Source organism: Streptococcus anginosus (genome assembly GCF_900636475.1).
Lineage (GTDB): Bacteria > Bacillota > Bacilli > Lactobacillales > Streptococcaceae > Streptococcus > Streptococcus anginosus.
In genome coordinates this window covers 215,808-234,668 of sequence record NZ_LR134283.1, presented here as the reverse complement: position 1 = coordinate 234,668, position 18,861 = coordinate 215,808, and the positions used below count along the sequence as shown (strand labels likewise).

Below are 18,861 nucleotides of genomic sequence, written 5' to 3'. Positions count from 1 at the left end.
ATTCGAAACAGCACAGCTCTAAAACATATCAGCAACCAAGGGCGCAAAACAGGAGGTTTTGGAACCATTCGAAACAGCACAGCTCTAAAACATTGTCGAGGAAATGGGGGGGCTAAAAATTGTTTTGGAACCATTCGAAACAGCACAGCTCTAAAACATAGGAGTTTCAGAGATTTTGAGCTAGGACGTTTTGGAACCATTCGAAACAGCACAGCTCTAAAACATACCACGAACGTCAACACGTTCCCCTTTAGTTTTGGAACCATTCGAAACAGCACAGCTCTAAAACTTTGTCGAGGAAATGGAGGGGCTAAAAATTGTTTTGGAACCATTCGAAACAGCACAGCTCTAAAACGAAGAAGAAGAAAATTCAAAACCTTATTTTGTTTTGGAACCATTCGAAACAGCACAGCTCTAAAACATCTAAGTGATTGACAAACGCGCCCGCCAAGTTTTGGAACCATTCGAAACAGCACAGCTCTAAAACAAGCTCATTCGTCGAGCTTTGAAGAAGAATGTTTTGGAACCATTCGAAACAGCACAGCTCTAAAACTTCTGCTTTTATTATAGCAGAAAGATAGCAGTTTTGGAACCATTCGAAACAGCACAGCTCTAAAACTGTCGCCTTGGTTGCTGGATGTTTTGATTAGTTTTGGAACCATTCGAAACAGCACAGCTCTAAAACTGACGCTTTGAATGAACAATTAGTAGAAGCGTTTTGGAACCATTCGAAACAGCACAGCTCTAAAACATGATACTCACCTCCTATCTTTCTTTATCAGTTTTGGAACCATTCGAAACAGCACAGCTCTAAAACGATAAGACTTACCACTCATGGTCTCGCCGTGTTTTGGAACCATTCGAAACAGCACAGCTCTAAAACTTGAGAATTACTTATATTCCTCGCGGGAATGTTTTGGAACCATTCGAAACAGCACAGCTCTAAAACATTGCGCTGTATGGTAAGACACATTTTGAGGTTTTGGAACCATTCGAAACAGCACAGCTCTAAAACATATGCTGTAGTGCGTGCTCTAACGCTAGTGTTTTGGAACCATTCGAAACAGCACAGCTCTAAAACAACTTTGAGTGTGAGGATTAAAACAGTATAGTTTTGGAACCATTCGAAACAGCACAGCTCTAAAACCTCGTGGACCAATTTTTGTCTCGAAATTTCGTAATCGCGCCATTCGTCCCAGCTAGACTTCAGCTCAAATGATTCCTTATATTTACTAATATTATATCATATTCTCACAAGATAAGAAATAGTCCTCATCCACTACATATTGAGGGAAGTCGTATACTTTTCTTGGTTCAACAAACAGTACATTTATATTATGAAGTTGAATATATTCTACCAATTTAGCTAGTTCATGTTCAGACAGATAACATGATACATTCACAAAGACAAGCAGTTTCTTTTTAGAAAGATATTTAAACACCTGAACAATCTCTAAACTTTTCTCAAAAACAGTGTCACTTAGTGTTTCAATTTTTACACCTAAAGCATCAATCAATTCCAAAATTGTTATTTCATCATACTCTAAATCCAGCTCGTTTTCTAAACATTCAAAAGCAATTAGTTCTGTAATAGTTGCAACTAATTTTTCTAACATAGATTTCACTTCAGACTTTTCATTCAACTGTTTTTCCAAATCCGCACGAATCAATTTTAACATTGCCGGCGAATTAATATTGTAACCTAAAATATCTGTAATAAGCAATAACTCGGATTCTTTCAAGGATTTCATCTTGTTATCAAATAATTTTAGCTCATCTTCTTCCGAATAGTGATATAGGTGTTTGACAACATCGGAAAATATCAGCTGTTCCTCTAAAATAAGGAAAGTAGCCTGTTTAATTTCAATCGGTTCGTCCAGAATCGGAAAATTAATTTTCATCTGTAAAATCCTCTCCTAGAAATACCAACCTTGCATCTGAATTGGCAATACTGGTATCCCTTTCTCCATTCAAGTAGATCATGCGAGAAAATTGCTTTTCTGTTACCGTTAAAAGGGTGATACTTCCCTTCTTAGGATTATTAACTTTTAACCGCTCAAGCATGGCATTATTGGCAGAATTATTCAAAAGCAATTTACTGTATACCGAAAACTGATGCATAATGAACCCTTCATTCATCAAGAATTTCCTAAATTTTCGATAAGCTTTACGCTCCTCTGCAGTCTCAACCGGCATATCAAACATTAAAATCATTCGCATATATCGATAACTCATATCCTAAATTCAGGAACTCCTTTCCCCATTTGATTCAATGTCTTTATCACTTTTTTGGTGTAATCACTGATGATGTTAGATAAATACATTTCTTTTCCATTATAGAGAAAAGTATCAGAAAAAATAGTAAACAACTCTCTCTTAATTTTCACAAAGTCATCGTTCCTGTTTTCATAAACAATTCTGTCAATAATTGGACGAAACGGCTCCATTATATCACTTGCCAGATTAAATTGGTTAAACTGATTGGCATGTTTCAGCCCAAACTGAGTCATACATCCACAAACCACTACTTCCCGAGCAAACATACTTAGTATCAAGGTGTATCCGTAATCAAGAGCAGCATTAATATCATTATCTTGTTCCCTTGAAAAATCATTTCCAAATAATGTATTAAAGTAGATCCGAGCCGCGTGTCCTTCGCGGTTACTAGGATCAAACAGCTCCAACCCATTATACAAATCAATGACAGACTGTGATTTTTCAAAGAAACCACAATCTCCAAGGTACATCGCTTGATTCAGAATCTTCTGTGCAATGATTGTCGTCCAGACTTCTGCCTTGACATCTTCTGACCAAGTGATTTGATTACTCAGCTGCAAACTGGAATCGTGACGTGCATAGTAGGGCATCAGCATGGCTGTTGGCAAACGCTTATCATCACAAAAAATAACTAAAATATTCTCATCAACCAGCCGCTTAATCAGCATGGTTGACAGCACAATATCAGTTGTCTCCAACAACAAGATATCCACCTCGGACAGATGAATCAATTCTGTCCGAGAGGCATCCTTGAAGATCAAGTGATTATTCTTGTAGGAAAGTTTTGAATGTGTATTTACAACAACTGTTCTCCACCCCATCAATCTTCTCCTAACTTACTCAAGTCAATCCGTGTTTCATAAAGACCCGTGATGGATTGGTGGATGAGGATAGAATCCTTTAATAGCGATGAGGGAGTGTAATCTCTATATCTAGGAATTTTTACACCAAGAAATTCAAAATCTGAGGCACTTCCTAATGAGGTTAACTCAAATAAGCCTGCATTCTTACTATTAACGGCTCCTAAAAAGCTAGTACAAATTTCTTCATTGCTTTTGCTGTCAAAATCCGCCACCGCTTCTTTTAAACGCTCTCCATTTTTAGTAGCCCCCACATATTTTTCATTAAATTCTAATACATAGTTGAGCAACTCTTTAAAATCATCTCTATGCTTCTTAACATATTCTATATGATCTTTGTTGATTGGATTGTTAATTCGTTTGGCATGATATAGCAGAGTTGTAAACTTTTGTGGAACAAACAATTCATTTCCTTTATGAATTTCTCCACGTTTATTATTTGTTGAAAGAATGCTAGCTAACATGCGACGGGATCCATCTTTCAATTCAAACAAGCTGTATTTAGGTAGCTCAATGATTTTTTTAATATCTTTGTATCCTTTTCCTAACAAGAAAGCTCTTTTATCTTTTTCAAAAGTAATTCGGTCTAAAATGGAAATTCCCTGAAATTCTAGTACCATCGTTTCTTTTTTCTTGACTCCTTTTTCAATAATCGCTTTAACCAATACAGCATAAGAATTTGAAATACCTGCATAACCACCATATTTCTTAGGGTCAAGATTTCTCTTTATCCCCACTAAATTTTCACTACTATCTGGTTTAGGTTTAGGAGAAGGATTAGCATTAAAAAGTCCCCTTGGCTTCCCTCTATCTAGACCATGAGTCTGTACCTCAGTCTTCTTCACAATATTAACCTGCGGATAGGAGAGAACCTTGCGAACAATTTTAAAGTCGGTTTGTTTATTCCAAGCTATTTCGCCATCCTCGCTTGTTTCAATATCAGGCCTCTCAACTACTGTACCGTCTGCAAATTTAACCTCTTTTTTAAAGAAGTTCATCAAATTTGAATAAAAGAAATATTTTGCTGTAGCTTTTCCAATTTCCTTATCAGATTTCGCAATAAATTTACGGACATCATATTTTTTGAATTCACCATATACAAATTCTGATGCAAGTTTGGGATATTTTTTCAACAAAGCTGTTCCAATAACTGCATTGAGATAAGCGTCATGTGCATGGTGATAATCATTAATTTCACGTACTTTGTAAAACTTAAAGTCCTTTCGAAATTGTGAAACTAGATTAGATTTCAAAGTAATGATTTTAACATCTCGAATCACTTTTTTATTCTCATCATGCTTTGCATTAAAACGAGCATCTAAAACCTGCGCAACATGCTTAGTAATTTGTCTTGTCTCAACTAACTGACGTTTAATAAAACCTGCTTTATCATTTTCGGTCAGACCGCCACGTTCTGCCTTGGTTAAATTATCAAATTTGCGTTGTGTAATCAGTTTTACTGAAAGAAGTTTGCTCCAAAATGACTTCATTTCATGAACAACTTCTATACTTGGTACATCATCAGATTTACCTCTGTTTTTGTCAGAACGAGTCAGCACACGGTTATCAAGTGAATTATCCTTAATAAAGGCTTGCGGAATAATGTGATCTATATCATATTGGCTTAGATTGTTAATATCTAAAGTTTCTCCTGTATACATATCCTTGCCATTTTGGATATAGTACAAGAATAATCGATCATTTTGAAGTTGCTGATTTTCCACATTCTTAATATTTACAGGATTGTCCAAATTCTTCAATGAATCTTGTAATAATTTAAGACGTTGCTGAGAATTTCTACGCCCCTTATCTGTCGTTTGATTTTCACGCGCCATCTCTATAATAATATTAGTAGGGTTATGCCCCATTACTTTGACTAATTCATCAACGATTTTGACACTTTGTAAAATCCCTTTCTTGATAGCAGGACTTCCAGGTAAGTCATGCACTACATTTGCAATATCATCAACATCACCAATGATTTGTGCCCTAGCAATTTCTTCTTTAAAAGAAAGAGCATCATCATTAATCAACTGCATAAAATTACGATTAGCATAACCATCATCGATTAGATAGTCTAATATTGTTTTCTTATTCTCTTTATTTCGGATGCCATTGATCAACTTGTATGACAAGCGTCCCCAACCAGTGTAATGACGGCGTTCCAATTCTTTCAATTGCTGTGTTGTAAAAATATCACTATACTTTTGAAGACGCTGGCGAATCATTTCTCTGTCTTCAAACAGAGTTAGTGTTTGAATGATATCCTCAATTATCTTTTCATTTACTTTATCATCTAAGAATGATTTATCTAAAATCTTACGCAAATCGTGATAAGTTCCAAGACTTGCATTAAAGGCTTTATTTTCCTTATCCAGTCCAGTTAAGTTAACAATTCTAAATTCTTCAAACTCTTTATTCAAATAATTTAAAAGTTTATCTTTCGTAACTTTCCGATTTTCTTTAAAAACATGATCAAAAATCTCTTGTTTCATATTTGTATCAAAGAATTTAGCTTCACCCTGTTCATTAACATACTTAACTTTGGTCAACTCGTTGTAAACGGTAAAGGTTTCGTATAGAGGACTGTGTTTGGGTAAGACTTTTTCTTCAGGTAAATACAAATCATTTAAAGTCATGCGTGTGATGAATTTTTCTGCTGATTTTTCTTTATCAAGAATATCATCAAAATTCCATGGCGTAATTTTTTCATCCGCCTTATATTCTGCCCAGGCAAAACGGCTGCCTTTTCGCGCCAAAGGACCAACATAGTAAGGAATTCTAAACGTTAAGATTTTTTCAATCTTATCTTGATTTTCTTTCAAGAATGGATAGTGTTCACCTTGGCGTCGCAAGATAGCATGCATTTCTTGCAGATGGATTTGATGCGGAATAGAACCATTATCAAATGTTCTTTGTTTTCTCAGAAAATCTTCACGATCAATTTTGTCAAGAAAATAATCTGCACCTTCAACTTTATTTAAAATCCCCTTCACGTATTTATAAAATTCTTCTTCAGTTGCTAATTTCCCACTTCTTTTTCGTAACTTTTTATCAGCACCAACATAGCCTGCATAACCGTTTTTTGTATCATCCTTAAAAATTTCCTCATATTTTTTAGGAAGTTTTTCCTTTATAAAACGTTTAAAAGCAGCTAATTCTTCTTTGTGTTCTTTATAGCGTTTAACCATTGAAGCAGACAAAGGTGCTTTTGTTGAGTTATCATCTACTGTCAAAATCCCTGACAGCAAGATGGCATCGTAAAGATTTTTAGCAGATACAAACAGGTCCGCATATTCATCTCCAACTTCCCCAAGTAACCCTTCTAAATCTTCTTCGTACGTATCTTTAGAAAATTGCAACTTAGCATCTTCAGATAATTGGAAATTCGTTTTAAAGTTTGCCTGTAGCCCCAAAGATAAAGCAATAAGATTCCCAAATAAAGTATTTTTCTTCTCAGTTGGATAATGAGCAATAAGGTTTTCTAAACGGCTAGACTTACTAACCTTTTCTGTTAGGATACTTAATGCATCAACTGTTATTTCTGATAAATGGCTTTCTTCAATAGTCTTATCATATTCTTCTACAAAATCCTTAAATAATGCTTGAACATCTGTATTTTCAGCTTTTAGGTCGCCCTCATAGAGAAAGTGACCACGGAATTTAATCATATGAGCCAAAGCCAAATACACCAAACGCAAATCAGCTTTCTCTTTTGAATTTGCTAATTCTTCCCTTAAATGATAAATCGTTTTAAATTTTTTATGATACTCTTTTTCCTCTTTTAAAGTTCCAAAAATAGGATATTTGCTTCCTTGCTTATCTTCTTCAACAAGAAATGAATCATCCAAGCGCTGAAAAAAACTCTCATCGACTTGCATCATTTCCTCAGCAAAAATTTCTTGCAAATAGCGTAGACGATTTTTTCGGCGAGTATAACGGCGCCTAGCAGTCCGTTTCAAGCGTCTTCCCTCAGCTGTTTCTCCCCCATCAAACAAAAGGGCACCTAAAAGATTTTTCTTGATATAATCTCGATTTGTATTCCCTAAAACTTTCATCTTCTTAGCTGGAACTTTATAGTCATCAGTAATCACAGCCCAACCTACACTGTTGGTACCAATATCGAGGCCAATTGAGTATGGTTTAGTCATAATACTCCCCTTTTATAAAATTGTTATTTATATCAATATTTTAACACAAAAGCGTTTACATTTAAATAGAAATATTGTATAATAATTATGTTGGAATCATTCGAAACAACACAGCAAGTTAAAATAAGGCTTTGTCCGTACTCAACTTAAAAAGTGCGCACCGATTCGGTGCTTTTTTATTTCAATCAAGAACACAAAAAAACAGCCTTACGACTGTTTTTATTTTTATCCTACTGAGCCTTCCATACTCATGTTAATGAGTTGGTTAAGCTCCACTGCGTATTCCATTGGAAGTTCTTTGGTGATCGGTTCCATGAAACCATTGATAATCATAGCCGTTGCTTCTTCTTCGCTAATGCCACGGCTCATGAGATAATAAAGCTGATCCTCCGAAACCTTAGAAACCTTAGCTTCGTGTTCCAGTGCAACATTCGAATTGTGAATTTCATTAAATGGAATGGTATCTGAGCTGGATTCACCATCCATAAGAATCGTGTCGCACTCAATGTGAGACTTTGAACCAGCACTGTTCTTGCCAAAACGGACTTGACCGCGGTAATCCGTCTTACCACCGTCTTTGGCAACAGACTTGGAAATCAATGTGCTAGAAGTCTTTGGCGCATTGTGATAGACTTTACAGCCTGCATCCAAATGCTGACCATAATTAGCAAAGGACATGGAAAGAACAGAAGTTCTTGCATTGCGGCCATTCAAAATGCTGCAAGGGTATTTCATATTGACCTTGCTGCCCAGATTTCCGTCAATCCATTCCAGAGTACCGCCTTCTTCAACCGTTCCACGCTCTGTCACCAGATTATAAACATTGTCTGACCAGTTTTGAATCGTTGTATAGCGGAAAAAAGCATCTTTTTTGACAATAATTTCCACATTGGCAGCATGAAGACTATTGGTCGTATAAGTCGGCGCTGTGCAACCTTCAATGTATTGAATAGAGCCACCCTCTTCTACAATAATGAGCGAGCGTTCAAATTGACCGGCATTCTCTCCATTGATACGAAAGTATGTCTGAACTGGCACCTGACATTGAACATTTTTAGGAACATAGATAAATGTACCACCTGACCAAACAGCACTATTTAAAGCGGAAAACTTGTGCTCTGCATTAGAAATGACTGTTCCAAAGTATTTTTTGACCAAATCCGGATATTCTTGTACTGCCGTGTCGGTATCGGTAAAGATAATGCCCTGCTTGGCAAATTCTTCTTTCATATTGTGATAGACTACTTCAGATTCATACTGAGCAACAGTTCCTGATAAAAATTGACGCTCTGCTTCAGGAATCCCCAGACGCTCAAAGGTTTTCTTTATTTCATCTGGCACTTCATCCCAACTTCTAGCCCGATCCCCACTTAATTTTTGATAATAGACAATATCATCAAATCGTATGCCGGATAAATCTGGTCCAAAATCAGGCATGGGCAATTTATGGAACAATTCTAAAGAACGCAAGCGATAATCCAACATCCATTGCGGCTCATTTTTAATTTCAGAAATTTCACGAACAACCTCTTCTGTCAGACCTTTGCCTGTTGAGAACAAAGGTTTCACATCGTCATGAAATCCAAAAGCATAATCTCGTACTTTCGTCATCTCATTCCTCCCATTGATACAAATTATCTTCTCTTATTATACTATTCTATATTAGAAATGTCAGAATATATGCCTAAAATCGAATAAATTAAGCTAAAAAAGGCTAGGAAAATTTCCCAGCCTTCTTACATGATTACCGTACTTTTTCGGCTAATGCTTCAGCGAATTTCTCCAGATTTTCAATATCTTCATCTTCTGCTGATAGATCGACTTTGACATTTTCAGCACCTTTTTCAGCACCTGTCGCTGCAAAAGCGCGATCAAAGTCATCTACTGCCTTACAAAACTCATCATAAAATGTATCGCCTGATCCAACAACACCGTAAATCTTTCCAGTCAAGTCAAGACTAGCTAAATCTTCATAAAAATCAACAATTTCATCAGGCAACTCGCCGTCACCGTATGTGTAAGAAGCAACGATTGCGATGTCTGCTTCTAGAAATTCCTCTGCATCAACCGTTGTGCACTCATCAATATCTACTTCTAAACCAAGTTCTTTTAATTTATCAGCTACAATATCTGCGATTTCTTCTGTATTTCCTGTCATACTCGCAAATACAATTTTTGCTAAAACCATAATTTCCTCCAAAAAATTCTATCAGTTTATTATAACACATTGAACAAATTGTTGCACTTCAAATCTCTTAAAGTTCCCTACTTTTCCCTTTTACTTTTTAAAATAATCATCTTATGATACAATGAATAAAAGGTAGAGCGGAGGTTATCATATGGAAATTTTCAAGCAAATTTTACATAAAATTAAAGAATATGATACGATCATCATTCATCGTCACATGCGACCTGATCCTGATGCCTTAGGAAGTCAAGTCGGTTTGAAAAAATTACTTCAAGTCAATTTCCCTGAGAAAAAGATTAAAGTAGCAGGAAAGACTGAACCTACTCTTGCTTGGCTGGCTAAAATGGATGATGTTTCAGACGATGATTACAAACATGCTTTAGTTATTGTTTGTGATACGGCAAATACTGCTCGGATTGATGATGAACGGTACAACAAAGGAGATTTTCTCATCAAAATCGATCATCATCCAAACGATGACATTTACGGAGACATTTCTTGGGTGGATACTAGCTCTAGTAGTGCTAGTGAGTTAATTGCTCTCTTTGCATTGGAAAATAAACTGAAACTAGATGATTATTCTGCTAAATTGCTTTATGCTGGAATTGTCGGTGATACAGGACGTTTCCTATATCCTGCCACAACTGCCCGCACAATGGCTGTCGCAAGTAAACTTCGCGAGTATCCCTTTGATTTTGCTGCTTTGGCTCGAAAAATGGACTCTTTCAGCTATCAAATCGCTAAACTTCAAGGCTATGTTTATGACCATTTAGAAGTCGATGAAAATGGTGCAGCTCATGTCATTTTAACTCAGGAACTTCTCAAAGCCAATCATTTAACAGATGCTGACACTTCTGCTATCGTTTCAGCTCCGGGGCGTATTGACAGCGTTGAATTATGGGGAATTTTTGTTGAGCAAGAAAATGGCAACTATCGCGTTCGGTTGCGGAGTAAATTTATCCCGATTAATGAAGTAGCTAAAAAACACGACGGAGGCGGTCATCCTCTTGCCAGCGGTGCCAATGCTTACTCCAAAGAAGAAATCGAAGAAGTTTATCAAGAATTGAAAGAATTGGCAAAAAGGAAATAATTTGGTAGAAAAGACTTGTCAAATCCGCTAGAATTTGGTAAACTATCAAAGTAACGAATCTATGGCTCGCAGAGAGACCATGGCAGAAAGGAAATTTTTAAAAATGAGAAAAGATATTCATCCTGAATACCGTCCTGTTGTCTTTATGGATACTTCAACTGGCTACAAATTCCTTAGTGGTTCTACTAAGTATTCTAGCGAAACTGTTCAATGGGAAGATGGAAACACTTATCCTTTGATTCGTGTGGAAATTTCATCAGACTCACATCCATTCTATACTGGACGTCAAAAATTCACTCAAGCAGATGGACGTGTGGATCGTTTCAACAAAAAATACGGTCTCAAATAAAAATCGTATTTACATTACAAAAAATGTTGATAATAAGCCTTTTCCAATTTTGGGAAAGGTTTTTTATATAATCAAAAAAACTTGGAATCTACGACAGTATGACATCCAAGTTTTCACCTTTTTTCACATTCAGTATTTTAATTGCTGAATAACCAATACATGGCTATCTTTTACACCATATAAACTATGAAGTTCATTGGGTTCCATGGTTAAAAAACTTCCGGGAACAAGTTGAACGGTTTGACCAGATGCTGTAAAATCAACCTTTCCTTCTAGACAAACAACAGTCACCAAAACATCAGCCTTGTGTTCAGGAATCATTTTTCCTTCTCCTAAGTGAAGGTGACGGATGATACGACTAGTTTCTTCAACAGGTGTTTCCACGACATCAATAGTAGGGTTTATTGTATAAATCTTCATGTGTATTGTCTCCTTGTGTTCAACTTTAATCCTTATAATCTCCCCCAGCAAAACCGTAATATTCTTCTAAAGATAGTCCTGAATCTGCAATCGCTTTTGCTTCTTTCCCAACATAACGCAGATGCCATTGCTCTGGCATATATCCAGTTTTGTCTTCTTTACCATTTAGATAGCGCACGACAAAACCATATTCGGCTGCATGTTTCAAGAGCCATTGGCTAGCCTTTTCTTCTGTTACTAAATTTCCGTCTGTGCCAATCAAGTCAAAAGCCAAGCCTGTTTGGTGTTCACTATAGCCAGGTCGAGCAGAATAACGATCTGCTGCTTCTTTCCCGTCTTGATTGACATAATTTTGATAAAGTGTCATTTGCATTTGATAGCTACGAAAACCGCTATATTGATGACTGATAGGATAGCCTTCGCGCTGCATAGCAGCAATCAACTCCAGCAATTTTGCTTTAGCAGTAGGATTTTCACCAGGATTGTAATCTGAAGATAATGGATAATGTTTATTTGCGATGACAATTTCATCGTATTTTCCTTTTACACTATAATAAGAACCATTATAATGAACTTTTGCTTTTTTCTTTGCTGGCTCAGAGGACGCAACTTTTGCAGACGTTGCTTTTCCTTCTTGTTTCGTTTCCACATTCGTTTTCTTTCCCCCACAAGCTGTCAAAAGAAACAAACTCGCTACTAATAAAATCCCAATCCTTTTTTTCATCTGTATCGCCTCATTTATAGAATTTTCTAATTTACATTATAGGCGTAGATATACTGTATGTCAATTCAAAAAAGCATGCATTTGCACACTTTTCATTTTTTCTAGTTAATCATTTAAGACGACCACTTTCCCAAATCCCGCTTGACTTTCGATATAAGAATGGGCTGCTGGGATTTGCTCTAACGAAAAGATTCGTTGAGGAGATATATTTTTCTGGTAAGTATCAATATAGCTAAAAAGTTCATCAATAAGCTGCTGGCTCATATTGCCTGAATAAAAACTCGTCAAAAAGCTATTATTTTTTATTTCTACGATTGGGTCAAACTCCTCTACATACCATTTGCCACCTAATTGACCAGTGTTACAGATAATTCCTGCACTTTGAATATGGTCAAATGAATTTTTTAAAGTAGCCGGACCAACTAATTCAAGGATTTTATCAAACTTTTCCTCAGTTTGCAAAACTCCTCTTTCATTTAAAATAATTTCATCAAAACCTTGATGTTGAAGCAAATCTTTTTTAGCAAGAGAACGAACTACGCCAACTACACGATTCTGTGGGAATTGCGCCTTTACCAATTTTAAGAAAGCTAATCCAACACCACTTGTCGCAGCTCGGACTAAGATTGAATCTCCTTCTTTTATCTGCAGATTTTTGAAAGAGCCAAAAGCGGTATAATAGGTCTCTGGTACTGCTGCTAACTCAGACCAAGGTAATTGGCTATCTACGGGATAAATCTGCTCATTTGGAAGTAGAGCATATTCAGCATAAGAACCGTCAAAAGCACGTCCCATTTCCCCCATGATAGAGACTATTTTTTGTCCTTCTTGCAAATCTCTCCTTGTCGTTTCAACTACTTGTCCTACACACTCAATTCCTAAAATACGAGGGAATTGAACAGTTGGAGATAGACCTTTCCGAGTGACAATTTCTGAATGATTGATCCCAAAACCTTTAATCTTGACTAGAGTCCAGCCTGCTTTTACATTCGGGATTTCTCGTTCTTCTAGAACAAATTTTTCTGGACCACCAGGCTCATAAATCACCATGGCTTTCATTTTTGATTCATAGAACTTCTCCTTAGCTTGCTAATTCTAGTAATTTTTTGACAAAATCATTTGCAGGCTGCATTTTTATTTCCTGCGGCGTGCCATATTGCTGGATTTCTCCCTTATCTAAAACGAGGATTTTCGTACCTAGTTTCAAAGCTTCTGCTATATCGTGTGTGATAAACACAACTGTAATTCCGGTTTCTTCATGCAGTAACTTTAATTCACGCTGTAACTGATAGCGCGTAATAGCATCCACTGCTCCAAACGGCTCATCCATTAGCAAAATATTAGGCGTTGCAGCTAGTGCACGGGCAATCCCCACTCGTTGCGCCTGCCCACCAGACAAAGCTGCTGGATAGCGATTTTTTAGCTGGGGATCCAAACCAAGCATGGCTAACTTTTCATCTACAACTCTCTCTATTTCCACTTGATTTTTCTTTTGTAAATTCAAAACAAAAGCAATATTTTCAGCAACTGTCAAATGTGAAAAAAGCCCATTTCCTTGAATCGAATAACCGATGTTTCGCCGCAATTCAATCAAATCCGTGTCCTGCACATCTTGACCATTGATAAGGATTTGCCCTTGATTCGGCTTGACCAAACCATTTATCATCTTTAACAATGTCGTTTTGCCTGAGCCAGAAGTCCCCACAACTGTCAGAAAAGTGCCGTCTTCAATCTTTAGATTTAGATTTTTGATAATGTCTTGTTTTCCATAAGATTTGCTAATTTCTTTGTATTCAATCATTTTTTCAAAATTCCTTTCTCTACAAGATAGTCATGAGCAACTTTAGCCGGCTCTTCTTTGTCGTTTTCTACTTTGTGGTTCAATTCTGCCATTTTACTATCTGTTAAAATACCGTCTAATTTTGCCAATGCTTTTTTCAATTGTGGGTATTTTTTTAGAGTGGCTTCTCGAACAACTGTCCCTGCCTGATAAGAAGGATAGATTTTTTTATCATCTTTCAAAACCACTAGATTGGCACCATAAAGCTGTCCATCTGTAGTAAAAATATCAATCGCATCAACTTTTCCGGATTTAATAGCCTGATATTTCAATCCGCTATCCATATCCACTTGAGATTTGAACTTCATACCATAGGTAGATTGCAAACGTGCAAAACCGTCTTCACGACCAAAGAAGTCATACTCTGCACCAAAAGTTAAATTAGGACTGGCTTTGGCTAAATCACTAAAGGTTTTAATATTGTATTTTTCTGCTACATCCTTACGAACGGCTAAGCCATATGTGTTATTAAAGCTAAATGTATTTGCCCATGCAAGTTGATATTTCTTGCGGTATTGACTTTCAAGCGTCTTAAATTGACTTTCATCATACGAGCCTGATTTTTTGAGAATAACTTCCCAGATTGTACCGGTGTATTCAGCATAAATATCAAATTCACCTTTAACCATTGCTGGATGAATATTTGAGGTACCACCACCAACACCTTTGGTCATTTTGACCTTCAGATTGGTATATTCTTCAATGACTTGCTTTTGCATTTCACCTAAGATATAGTTTTCCGTCTGTGGCTTGGTCGCAATCTTGACCGTTCCGCCCATTGGATTCATTTGCAAAAACGCGATTGTTCCTGCTGTCAAAAGAGTTATGAAACTTAAAACAACTAACCATTTTTCAGATACTTTTTTATGGTTTAAGATTGATTTTTCGACCAAAGAAAGGAGAAAATCAAAGACCAATGCCAACAAAGCTACTAAAATACTTCCGACCAAGGTCAAGGTTTGATTATTAGTGGTAATCCCACGGTAGATTGCAACCCCCAGACCACCAGCACCAACGAAAGAAGCAATCCCGGCTAGTGCAATGGTCATCGTCACCATATTGCGAAAACCTGCCATCATGACCGGAAAGGCAAGTGGCAATTGAACCTTGGTTAAAATCTGTTCGCGAGTAGAACCCATTCCTTCTGCTGCTTCAACGAGAAGCGGATCAACACCTGTAATCCCTGTATAAGTGCTCCGTACCATAGGTAAAAGTGCATACAAGGTTAGAGCTACAATTGCTGTCTTGTTACCAATTCCTGTAATTGAAATCAAAATCCCTAAAAGGGCAATAGAGGGAATTGTATAAAGAATATTCACTATTCCGATAACGACACCAGCCCAGCTTTTTTTGAAACTGATGAAAATTCCAAGCCCAACTCCCAAAATTAAAGCAAGCAAGATAGACAACCCCGATATCCAGATATGATCCCGCACCAGACTAAATAGAAACTGCCATTGATTGGTCACTAATTTGATTAACTCGTTCATGCTTCATCCTTTCTTGATTGGCTTAAATTTACTAAAATACGCTCTAAATAAATCTCAAATTCACTGATTTCCAGATCAGAAAAACCACTGTAAAAGATTTCAATGATTTCATCAGAAATTGCATCATATTCTGCTTTTAATCCTTTTGCATAATCTGTCAGACAAATCATCTTTTTCCGCTTATCTTTTTCATGAGAACACCGTTCCACAAGCTTCATGCGAATCATTCGGTCAATCATTTTGGTTAGAGTGTTCAACGTCAAGCCAGTCTGCTCTGACAGTTCGGTTTGGCTTTGATAATTTTTTTGCCAAAGCGCATGTAAAATACGTCCCTGCTCTCCATTAAAGGCTTGGATTCCTCGTTCTAACAAAATGTGGTTCATCAGTCGATTGGACAAACGATGAATTTTTCCAATGTAAAACCCACTATTAATTATTTTTCTATCCAACTGTTTTTCCTCTAAAATTATACGATATAGAAGTTTATTTATAATACTATATCGAACCTTTTTTGTCAAAGATTTGGTTTCAAAAAAAAGATGAGCAAGTGCTCATCTTGAAATAATCTTTTGTACCCGTTCCCTTAAATCAGGGATTACGGTTTCTGCAAACCAAGGATTCTTAGCCATCCAAATTTGATTTCGTGGTGAGGGGTGGACAAGCGGGAAAAATTCTGGCAAGTAGTCTTGATAATGTTTTACCGTATCAGTTAGTTTTACAGTTCCTTTTTGATGAAGGTAGTATTTTTGAGCATACTGACCAATAAGAACAGTCAATTCAAGATCTGGTAGCAAGTCTAAAATCGGCTGATGCCATTTTTCAGCAAAGCCCTTACGCGGCGGTAAATCCCCTGACTTTCCATGACCTGGGAAATAAAAGTCCATTGGAATCGCGGCAAAATAGCCTGAATGATAAAAAGTATCATAATCGACACCCATCCATTCACGCAAGCGATCACCACTCTTATCATTCCAGTACAAGCGCGTTTCCTGCGCTCTGATGCCCGGTGCTTGACCGACAATATTGATACGTGCCGTTTTAGGCGCTGCAAAAAGTGGCTCAATTCCTCGCTTTGTATATGCTTGATTTTGTGAATCAGCCATAATAGCTTTCTTAATGTCTTCTAGCGTTTCCATTTCTTGCCTCTATTTTTGATAATTCTTCTTCATGTAGCTTTTCAAATCAGTTGCCTGCCGTCCTGTGATTGTCCGAAAATCATCTGTCACAATATCCAGACAGCCTTGACTTCCAGCTTGATAAAGAGAAGCCAGCACAACACCGAAACCTTTTGGTTGATCATAAATGGCAGCAAATTCCTCAACCGTCACTGGTTGGTAGCCAATCTCGTGACCAGAAACCTCGGACAAAAGATTAGCCAGCTCCAACATTGTGTAATTGCGTTCTTGAGTCAAAACATACGTTTTTCCCTGTAGGACAGGTGACATAGCCAGTTTGACAATGGCTTCTGCACTATCTTCCCGTGAAATAAAGCTCATTTTGGCATTTCCCATTGGATAAATAACAGCCTTGCGCTCTATTAACTCAGGTAAATAAGGCACCAATGGATCATCATACATAGCATTTTTGATAATGCTGTAAGAAAATCCAGCCGACGCTAGACGAGTATTGGCATAAGCAAAGAAAGCTGCCATGTGAAATGGACTATTGACTTGATCGGCGAAAAATCCAACAAAGATAAAGTGCTTAACTCCAGCTCTTTCTGCTGCAATGACCGAATTTTCAAATTCTGGCACACGCACAATGCTTGGATGGGAAATACTTGGAATGTAAATCAAAACATCCGTTCCACGCCAAGCCTCGACCATAGAATTCACATCTAAATAATCAGCTGCTCTAACATCAATCCCTGCTGTTACATATTGACTTGCTTTTTTGGGACTTCGAACAGATAGCCGAATTTCATTAGAATTTAAATGTTTTCGTGCTTCAGCAACAACCTTTTGCCCCAATTGACCTGTCGCACTCGTAATTGTGTAAATCATAATTGTTCTCTTTCTTTGAAAGAAACTCAACTATTTCTAGCTGAGTTTACCTGTTTTATTTAATCAGTTCATAAATTGCTTCAGCATAAATAGCTGCTGCACGGAAAAGATCTTCTACATCTATAAATTCATTTGCTTGGTGCATGGTATCTGTATAGCCTGGGAACATAGCACCATAAGCAACACCGCGTTTCAAGAGACGACCAAACGTTCCTCCACCAATGATTTGCTCATAACCTTTCAGACCTGTTTGCTTTTCATACACGTCCAAAAGCGTTGTCACAAGTGGATCTTCCATTGGAACATAATGAGGAACATGCTCGTGCTCTGACAATGTCACGTTTTCTACAGGCAAGTTTTCCAATTTAGATTTGATCATTTCTGGATTGGTTCCTTGTGGATAGCGGAAATTAAGGGCAATGGTGTTGTCATCACTTGCCTCATCAAAGCGGAAGACTCCTGCATTCATAGAAAGAGCACCCATTTTTTCATCTACATAATCCACTTTCAGAGCTTTTCCTGCATGGTCTTCTAAAAGAATGTTTCCAGCCACTTCAAGATAGTTTTTAGCAGAATCTGCAAAATCAAACTGGGTCAAGAATTTCGCCAGATAAGTCGCGCCATTGACACCGGATTGTGGAGATGCTCCGTGAGCGGATTTCCCAACAATCGTAACTGTTATTTGACCACTCGGTAATTCTTGGTATTCAAATCGAAGTCCATGTTCTTTTGCAAATTCATCTAATTTATCTTCAAGATTTGGCACATTTCCTGATACCACTGCTGTTGCAGATTCAGGAACCATATTTTCACGAATTCCGCCAGTAAAACTATGCAAGTGCGTAGCTCCGCCATTTTCCCCTGCAAAATGAAGATATTCGGTGATGTTTCCTTTTTCACCATTGATAATCGGAAATTCTGCATCTGGCGAAAAGCCAAAGTCTGGCTCTGGCAGACCAACGTGTTTGAAATAATAGTCCATATCAGCCCAACCAGATTCTTCATCTGTACCAACTACAAAACGAACTTTCTTAGACGTCGACAAACCTAATTCTTTGATGATTTTCAGTCCATAATAGCAAGCCATTGTTGGCCCTTTGTCATCACTCGCACCACGCGCATAGAGTTTTCCATCTTTAATTGTTGGTGTATAAGGATCTGTATCCCAACCGCTTCCAGCCGGTACCACATCCATGTGTGCAAAAATTCCAAGAACTTCAGCTCCTTCGCCATATTCAAAATGCCCTGCATAATTGTCCACATTCTTCGTTGAATAACCATCACGCGCAGCTAATTCTAAGAATTTTTCCAAAGCCTTAACAGGTCCAGGCCCGAAAGGATGTTCTTTATCTGCTTTCGTATCATCTCGCTCGGAGTTGATTTCCAAAAGGCTAAATAAGTCAGCCAATAGAGCATCGCGACGTTTTTCAACCTCTGCTTTAAAATCAATCGTCATAAAATCATATTCC

Annotated in this window: 17 protein-coding genes and 1 CRISPR repeat array (1 of these 18 cut by a window edge); of the genes, 2 read left to right on the top strand and 15 right to left on the bottom strand. The window is 37.3% G+C overall.

Annotation, left to right across the window (positions count from 1 at the left end; genetic code table 11):
* Positions 1-1,147: direct repeats of the CRISPR family, unit length 36 nt; unit sequence GTTTTGGAACCATTCGAAACAGCACAGCTCTAAAAC; it reaches 408 nt to the left of the window's first position.
* Positions 1,148-1,238: 91 nt separating this feature from the next.
* From csn2 to EL079_RS01160, 6 genes are all read right to left on the bottom strand, one after another.
* The gene (gene csn2, locus EL079_RS01185) at positions 1,239-1,901 is read right to left on the bottom strand and encodes a type II-A CRISPR-associated protein Csn2 (RefSeq protein ID WP_003032461.1); all 663 of its coding nucleotides are present in this window, start codon (positions 1,899-1,901) and stop codon (positions 1,239-1,241) included.
* Positions 1,891-2,235: a CRISPR-associated endonuclease Cas2 gene (gene cas2 / locus EL079_RS01180; RefSeq protein WP_003030000.1), complete on the bottom strand. Its 345-nt coding sequence runs from the start codon at positions 2,233-2,235 to the stop codon at positions 1,891-1,893. The genes csn2 and cas2 overlap by 11 nt, the downstream gene beginning before the upstream one ends.
* A complete protein-coding gene (gene cas1 / locus EL079_RS01175; protein WP_026248179.1) occupies positions 2,232-3,101 on the bottom strand; it encodes a type II CRISPR-associated endonuclease Cas1 in 870 nt (289 codons plus the stop codon). Before cas1 ends, cas2 begins: the two co-directional genes overlap by 4 nt.
* Entirely contained in the window at positions 3,098-7,288 is a 4,191-nt protein-coding gene (gene cas9 / locus EL079_RS01170; protein ID WP_003031511.1) for a type II CRISPR RNA-guided endonuclease Cas9, read from the bottom strand. Before cas9 ends, cas1 begins: the two co-directional genes overlap by 4 nt.
* Before the next feature lie 225 nt (positions 7,289-7,513).
* Positions 7,514-8,899, bottom strand: a complete 1,386-nt coding sequence (gene sufB / locus EL079_RS01165) for a Fe-S cluster assembly protein SufB (protein ID WP_003023872.1) — start codon at positions 8,897-8,899, stop codon at positions 7,514-7,516.
* A gap of 133 nt (positions 8,900-9,032) precedes the next feature.
* Complete coding sequence (locus tag EL079_RS01160; protein ID WP_003031508.1) at positions 9,033-9,476, bottom strand: flavodoxin; 444 nt, start codon at positions 9,474-9,476, stop codon at positions 9,033-9,035.
* Positions 9,477-9,627: 151 nt separating this feature from the next.
* Between EL079_RS01160 and EL079_RS01155 the strand changes: the two genes are divergently transcribed.
* Complete coding sequence (locus EL079_RS01155) at positions 9,628-10,566, top strand: DHH family phosphoesterase (protein WP_003031512.1); 939 nt, start codon at positions 9,628-9,630, stop codon at positions 10,564-10,566.
* A gap of 103 nt (positions 10,567-10,669) precedes the next feature.
* Complete coding sequence (locus tag EL079_RS01150) at positions 10,670-10,915, top strand: type B 50S ribosomal protein L31 (RefSeq protein WP_018543558.1); 246 nt, start codon at positions 10,670-10,672, stop codon at positions 10,913-10,915.
* A gap of 129 nt (positions 10,916-11,044) precedes the next feature.
* Here the strand turns inward: EL079_RS01150 and EL079_RS01145 are convergent, their stop codons facing one another.
* The 9 genes from EL079_RS01145 to pepV all read right to left on the bottom strand — a co-directional run bounded on the left by EL079_RS01145 (position 11,045) and on the right by pepV (position 18,848).
* On the bottom strand, positions 11,045-11,335 hold the full coding sequence (locus EL079_RS01145) for an AraC family ligand binding domain-containing protein (RefSeq protein WP_004224691.1): 291 nt from the start codon (positions 11,333-11,335) through the stop codon (positions 11,045-11,047).
* A 25-nt stretch (positions 11,336-11,360) separates the two neighbouring features.
* The gene (ldcB, locus tag EL079_RS01140) at positions 11,361-12,059 is read right to left on the bottom strand and encodes an LD-carboxypeptidase LdcB/DacB (protein ID WP_004224686.1); all 699 of its coding nucleotides are present in this window, start codon (positions 12,057-12,059) and stop codon (positions 11,361-11,363) included.
* Positions 12,060-12,164: 105 nt separating this feature from the next.
* Entirely contained in the window at positions 12,165-13,118 is a 954-nt protein-coding gene (locus EL079_RS01135) for a zinc-binding alcohol dehydrogenase family protein (RefSeq protein WP_004224695.1), read from the bottom strand.
* Between the two features lie 22 nt (positions 13,119-13,140).
* Positions 13,141-13,860, bottom strand: coding sequence for an ATP-binding cassette domain-containing protein (locus EL079_RS01130; protein ID WP_004224688.1), 720 nt, complete (start codon positions 13,858-13,860; stop codon positions 13,141-13,143).
* On the bottom strand, positions 13,857-15,389 hold the full coding sequence (locus EL079_RS01125; protein ID WP_004224694.1) for an ABC transporter permease/substrate-binding protein: 1,533 nt from the start codon (positions 15,387-15,389) through the stop codon (positions 13,857-13,859). The genes EL079_RS01130 and EL079_RS01125 overlap by 4 nt, the downstream gene beginning before the upstream one ends.
* The gene (locus EL079_RS01120) at positions 15,386-15,838 is read right to left on the bottom strand and encodes a MarR family transcriptional regulator (RefSeq protein ID WP_018543559.1); all 453 of its coding nucleotides are present in this window, start codon (positions 15,836-15,838) and stop codon (positions 15,386-15,388) included. Before EL079_RS01120 ends, EL079_RS01125 begins: the two co-directional genes overlap by 4 nt.
* A gap of 102 nt (positions 15,839-15,940) precedes the next feature.
* The gene (locus EL079_RS01115; RefSeq protein ID WP_003023831.1) at positions 15,941-16,525 is read right to left on the bottom strand and encodes a uracil-DNA glycosylase family protein; all 585 of its coding nucleotides are present in this window, start codon (positions 16,523-16,525) and stop codon (positions 15,941-15,943) included.
* A 9-nt stretch (positions 16,526-16,534) separates the two neighbouring features.
* Positions 16,535-17,392: an SDR family oxidoreductase gene (locus EL079_RS01110; RefSeq protein ID WP_003031908.1), complete on the bottom strand. Its 858-nt coding sequence runs from the start codon at positions 17,390-17,392 to the stop codon at positions 16,535-16,537.
* A gap of 55 nt (positions 17,393-17,447) precedes the next feature.
* Positions 17,448-18,848 (bottom strand): dipeptidase PepV, encoded by a 1,401-nt coding sequence (pepV, locus tag EL079_RS01105; RefSeq protein ID WP_003031919.1) that lies wholly within the window; start codon positions 18,846-18,848, stop codon positions 17,448-17,450.
* Positions 18,849-18,861 lie beyond the last annotated feature (13 nt).

Bases quoted from the DNA above. Each gene is read 5' to 3' on its own strand.
- EL079_RS01135 (WP_004224695.1), bottom strand. From the start codon at position 13,118: ATGAAAGCCATGGTGATTTATGAGCCTGGTGGTCCAGAAAAATTTGTT.
- sufB (WP_003023872.1), bottom strand. From the start codon at position 8,899: ATGACGAAAGTACGAGATTATGCTTTTGGATTTCATGACGATGTGAAA.
- EL079_RS01160 (WP_003031508.1), bottom strand. From the start codon at position 9,476: ATGGTTTTAGCAAAAATTGTATTTGCGAGTATGACAGGAAATACAGAA.
- cas9 (WP_003031511.1), bottom strand. From the start codon at position 7,288: ATGACTAAACCATACTCAATTGGCCTCGATATTGGTACCAACAGTGTA.
- EL079_RS01130 (WP_004224688.1), bottom strand. From the start codon at position 13,860: ATGATTGAATACAAAGAAATTAGCAAATCTTATGGAAAACAAGACATT.
- EL079_RS01150 (WP_018543558.1), top strand. From the start codon at position 10,670: ATGAGAAAAGATATTCATCCTGAATACCGTCCTGTTGTCTTTATGGAT.
- EL079_RS01155 (WP_003031512.1), top strand. From the start codon at position 9,628: ATGGAAATTTTCAAGCAAATTTTACATAAAATTAAAGAATATGATACG.
- pepV (WP_003031919.1), bottom strand. From the start codon at position 18,848: ATGACGATTGATTTTAAAGCAGAGGTTGAAAAACGTCGCGATGCTCTA.
- EL079_RS01110 (WP_003031908.1), bottom strand. From the start codon at position 17,392: ATGATTTACACAATTACGAGTGCGACAGGTCAATTGGGGCAAAAGGTT.
- EL079_RS01145 (WP_004224691.1), bottom strand. From the start codon at position 11,335: ATGAAGATTTATACAATAAACCCTACTATTGATGTCGTGGAAACACCT.
- cas2 (WP_003030000.1), bottom strand. From the start codon at position 2,235: ATGAGTTATCGATATATGCGAATGATTTTAATGTTTGATATGCCGGTT.
- EL079_RS01115 (WP_003023831.1), bottom strand. From the start codon at position 16,525: ATGGAAACGCTAGAAGACATTAAGAAAGCTATTATGGCTGATTCACAA.
- ldcB (WP_004224686.1), bottom strand. From the start codon at position 12,059: ATGAAAAAAAGGATTGGGATTTTATTAGTAGCGAGTTTGTTTCTTTTG.
- EL079_RS01125 (WP_004224694.1), bottom strand. From the start codon at position 15,389: ATGAACGAGTTAATCAAATTAGTGACCAATCAATGGCAGTTTCTATTT.
- csn2 (WP_003032461.1), bottom strand. From the start codon at position 1,901: ATGAAAATTAATTTTCCGATTCTGGACGAACCGATTGAAATTAAACAG.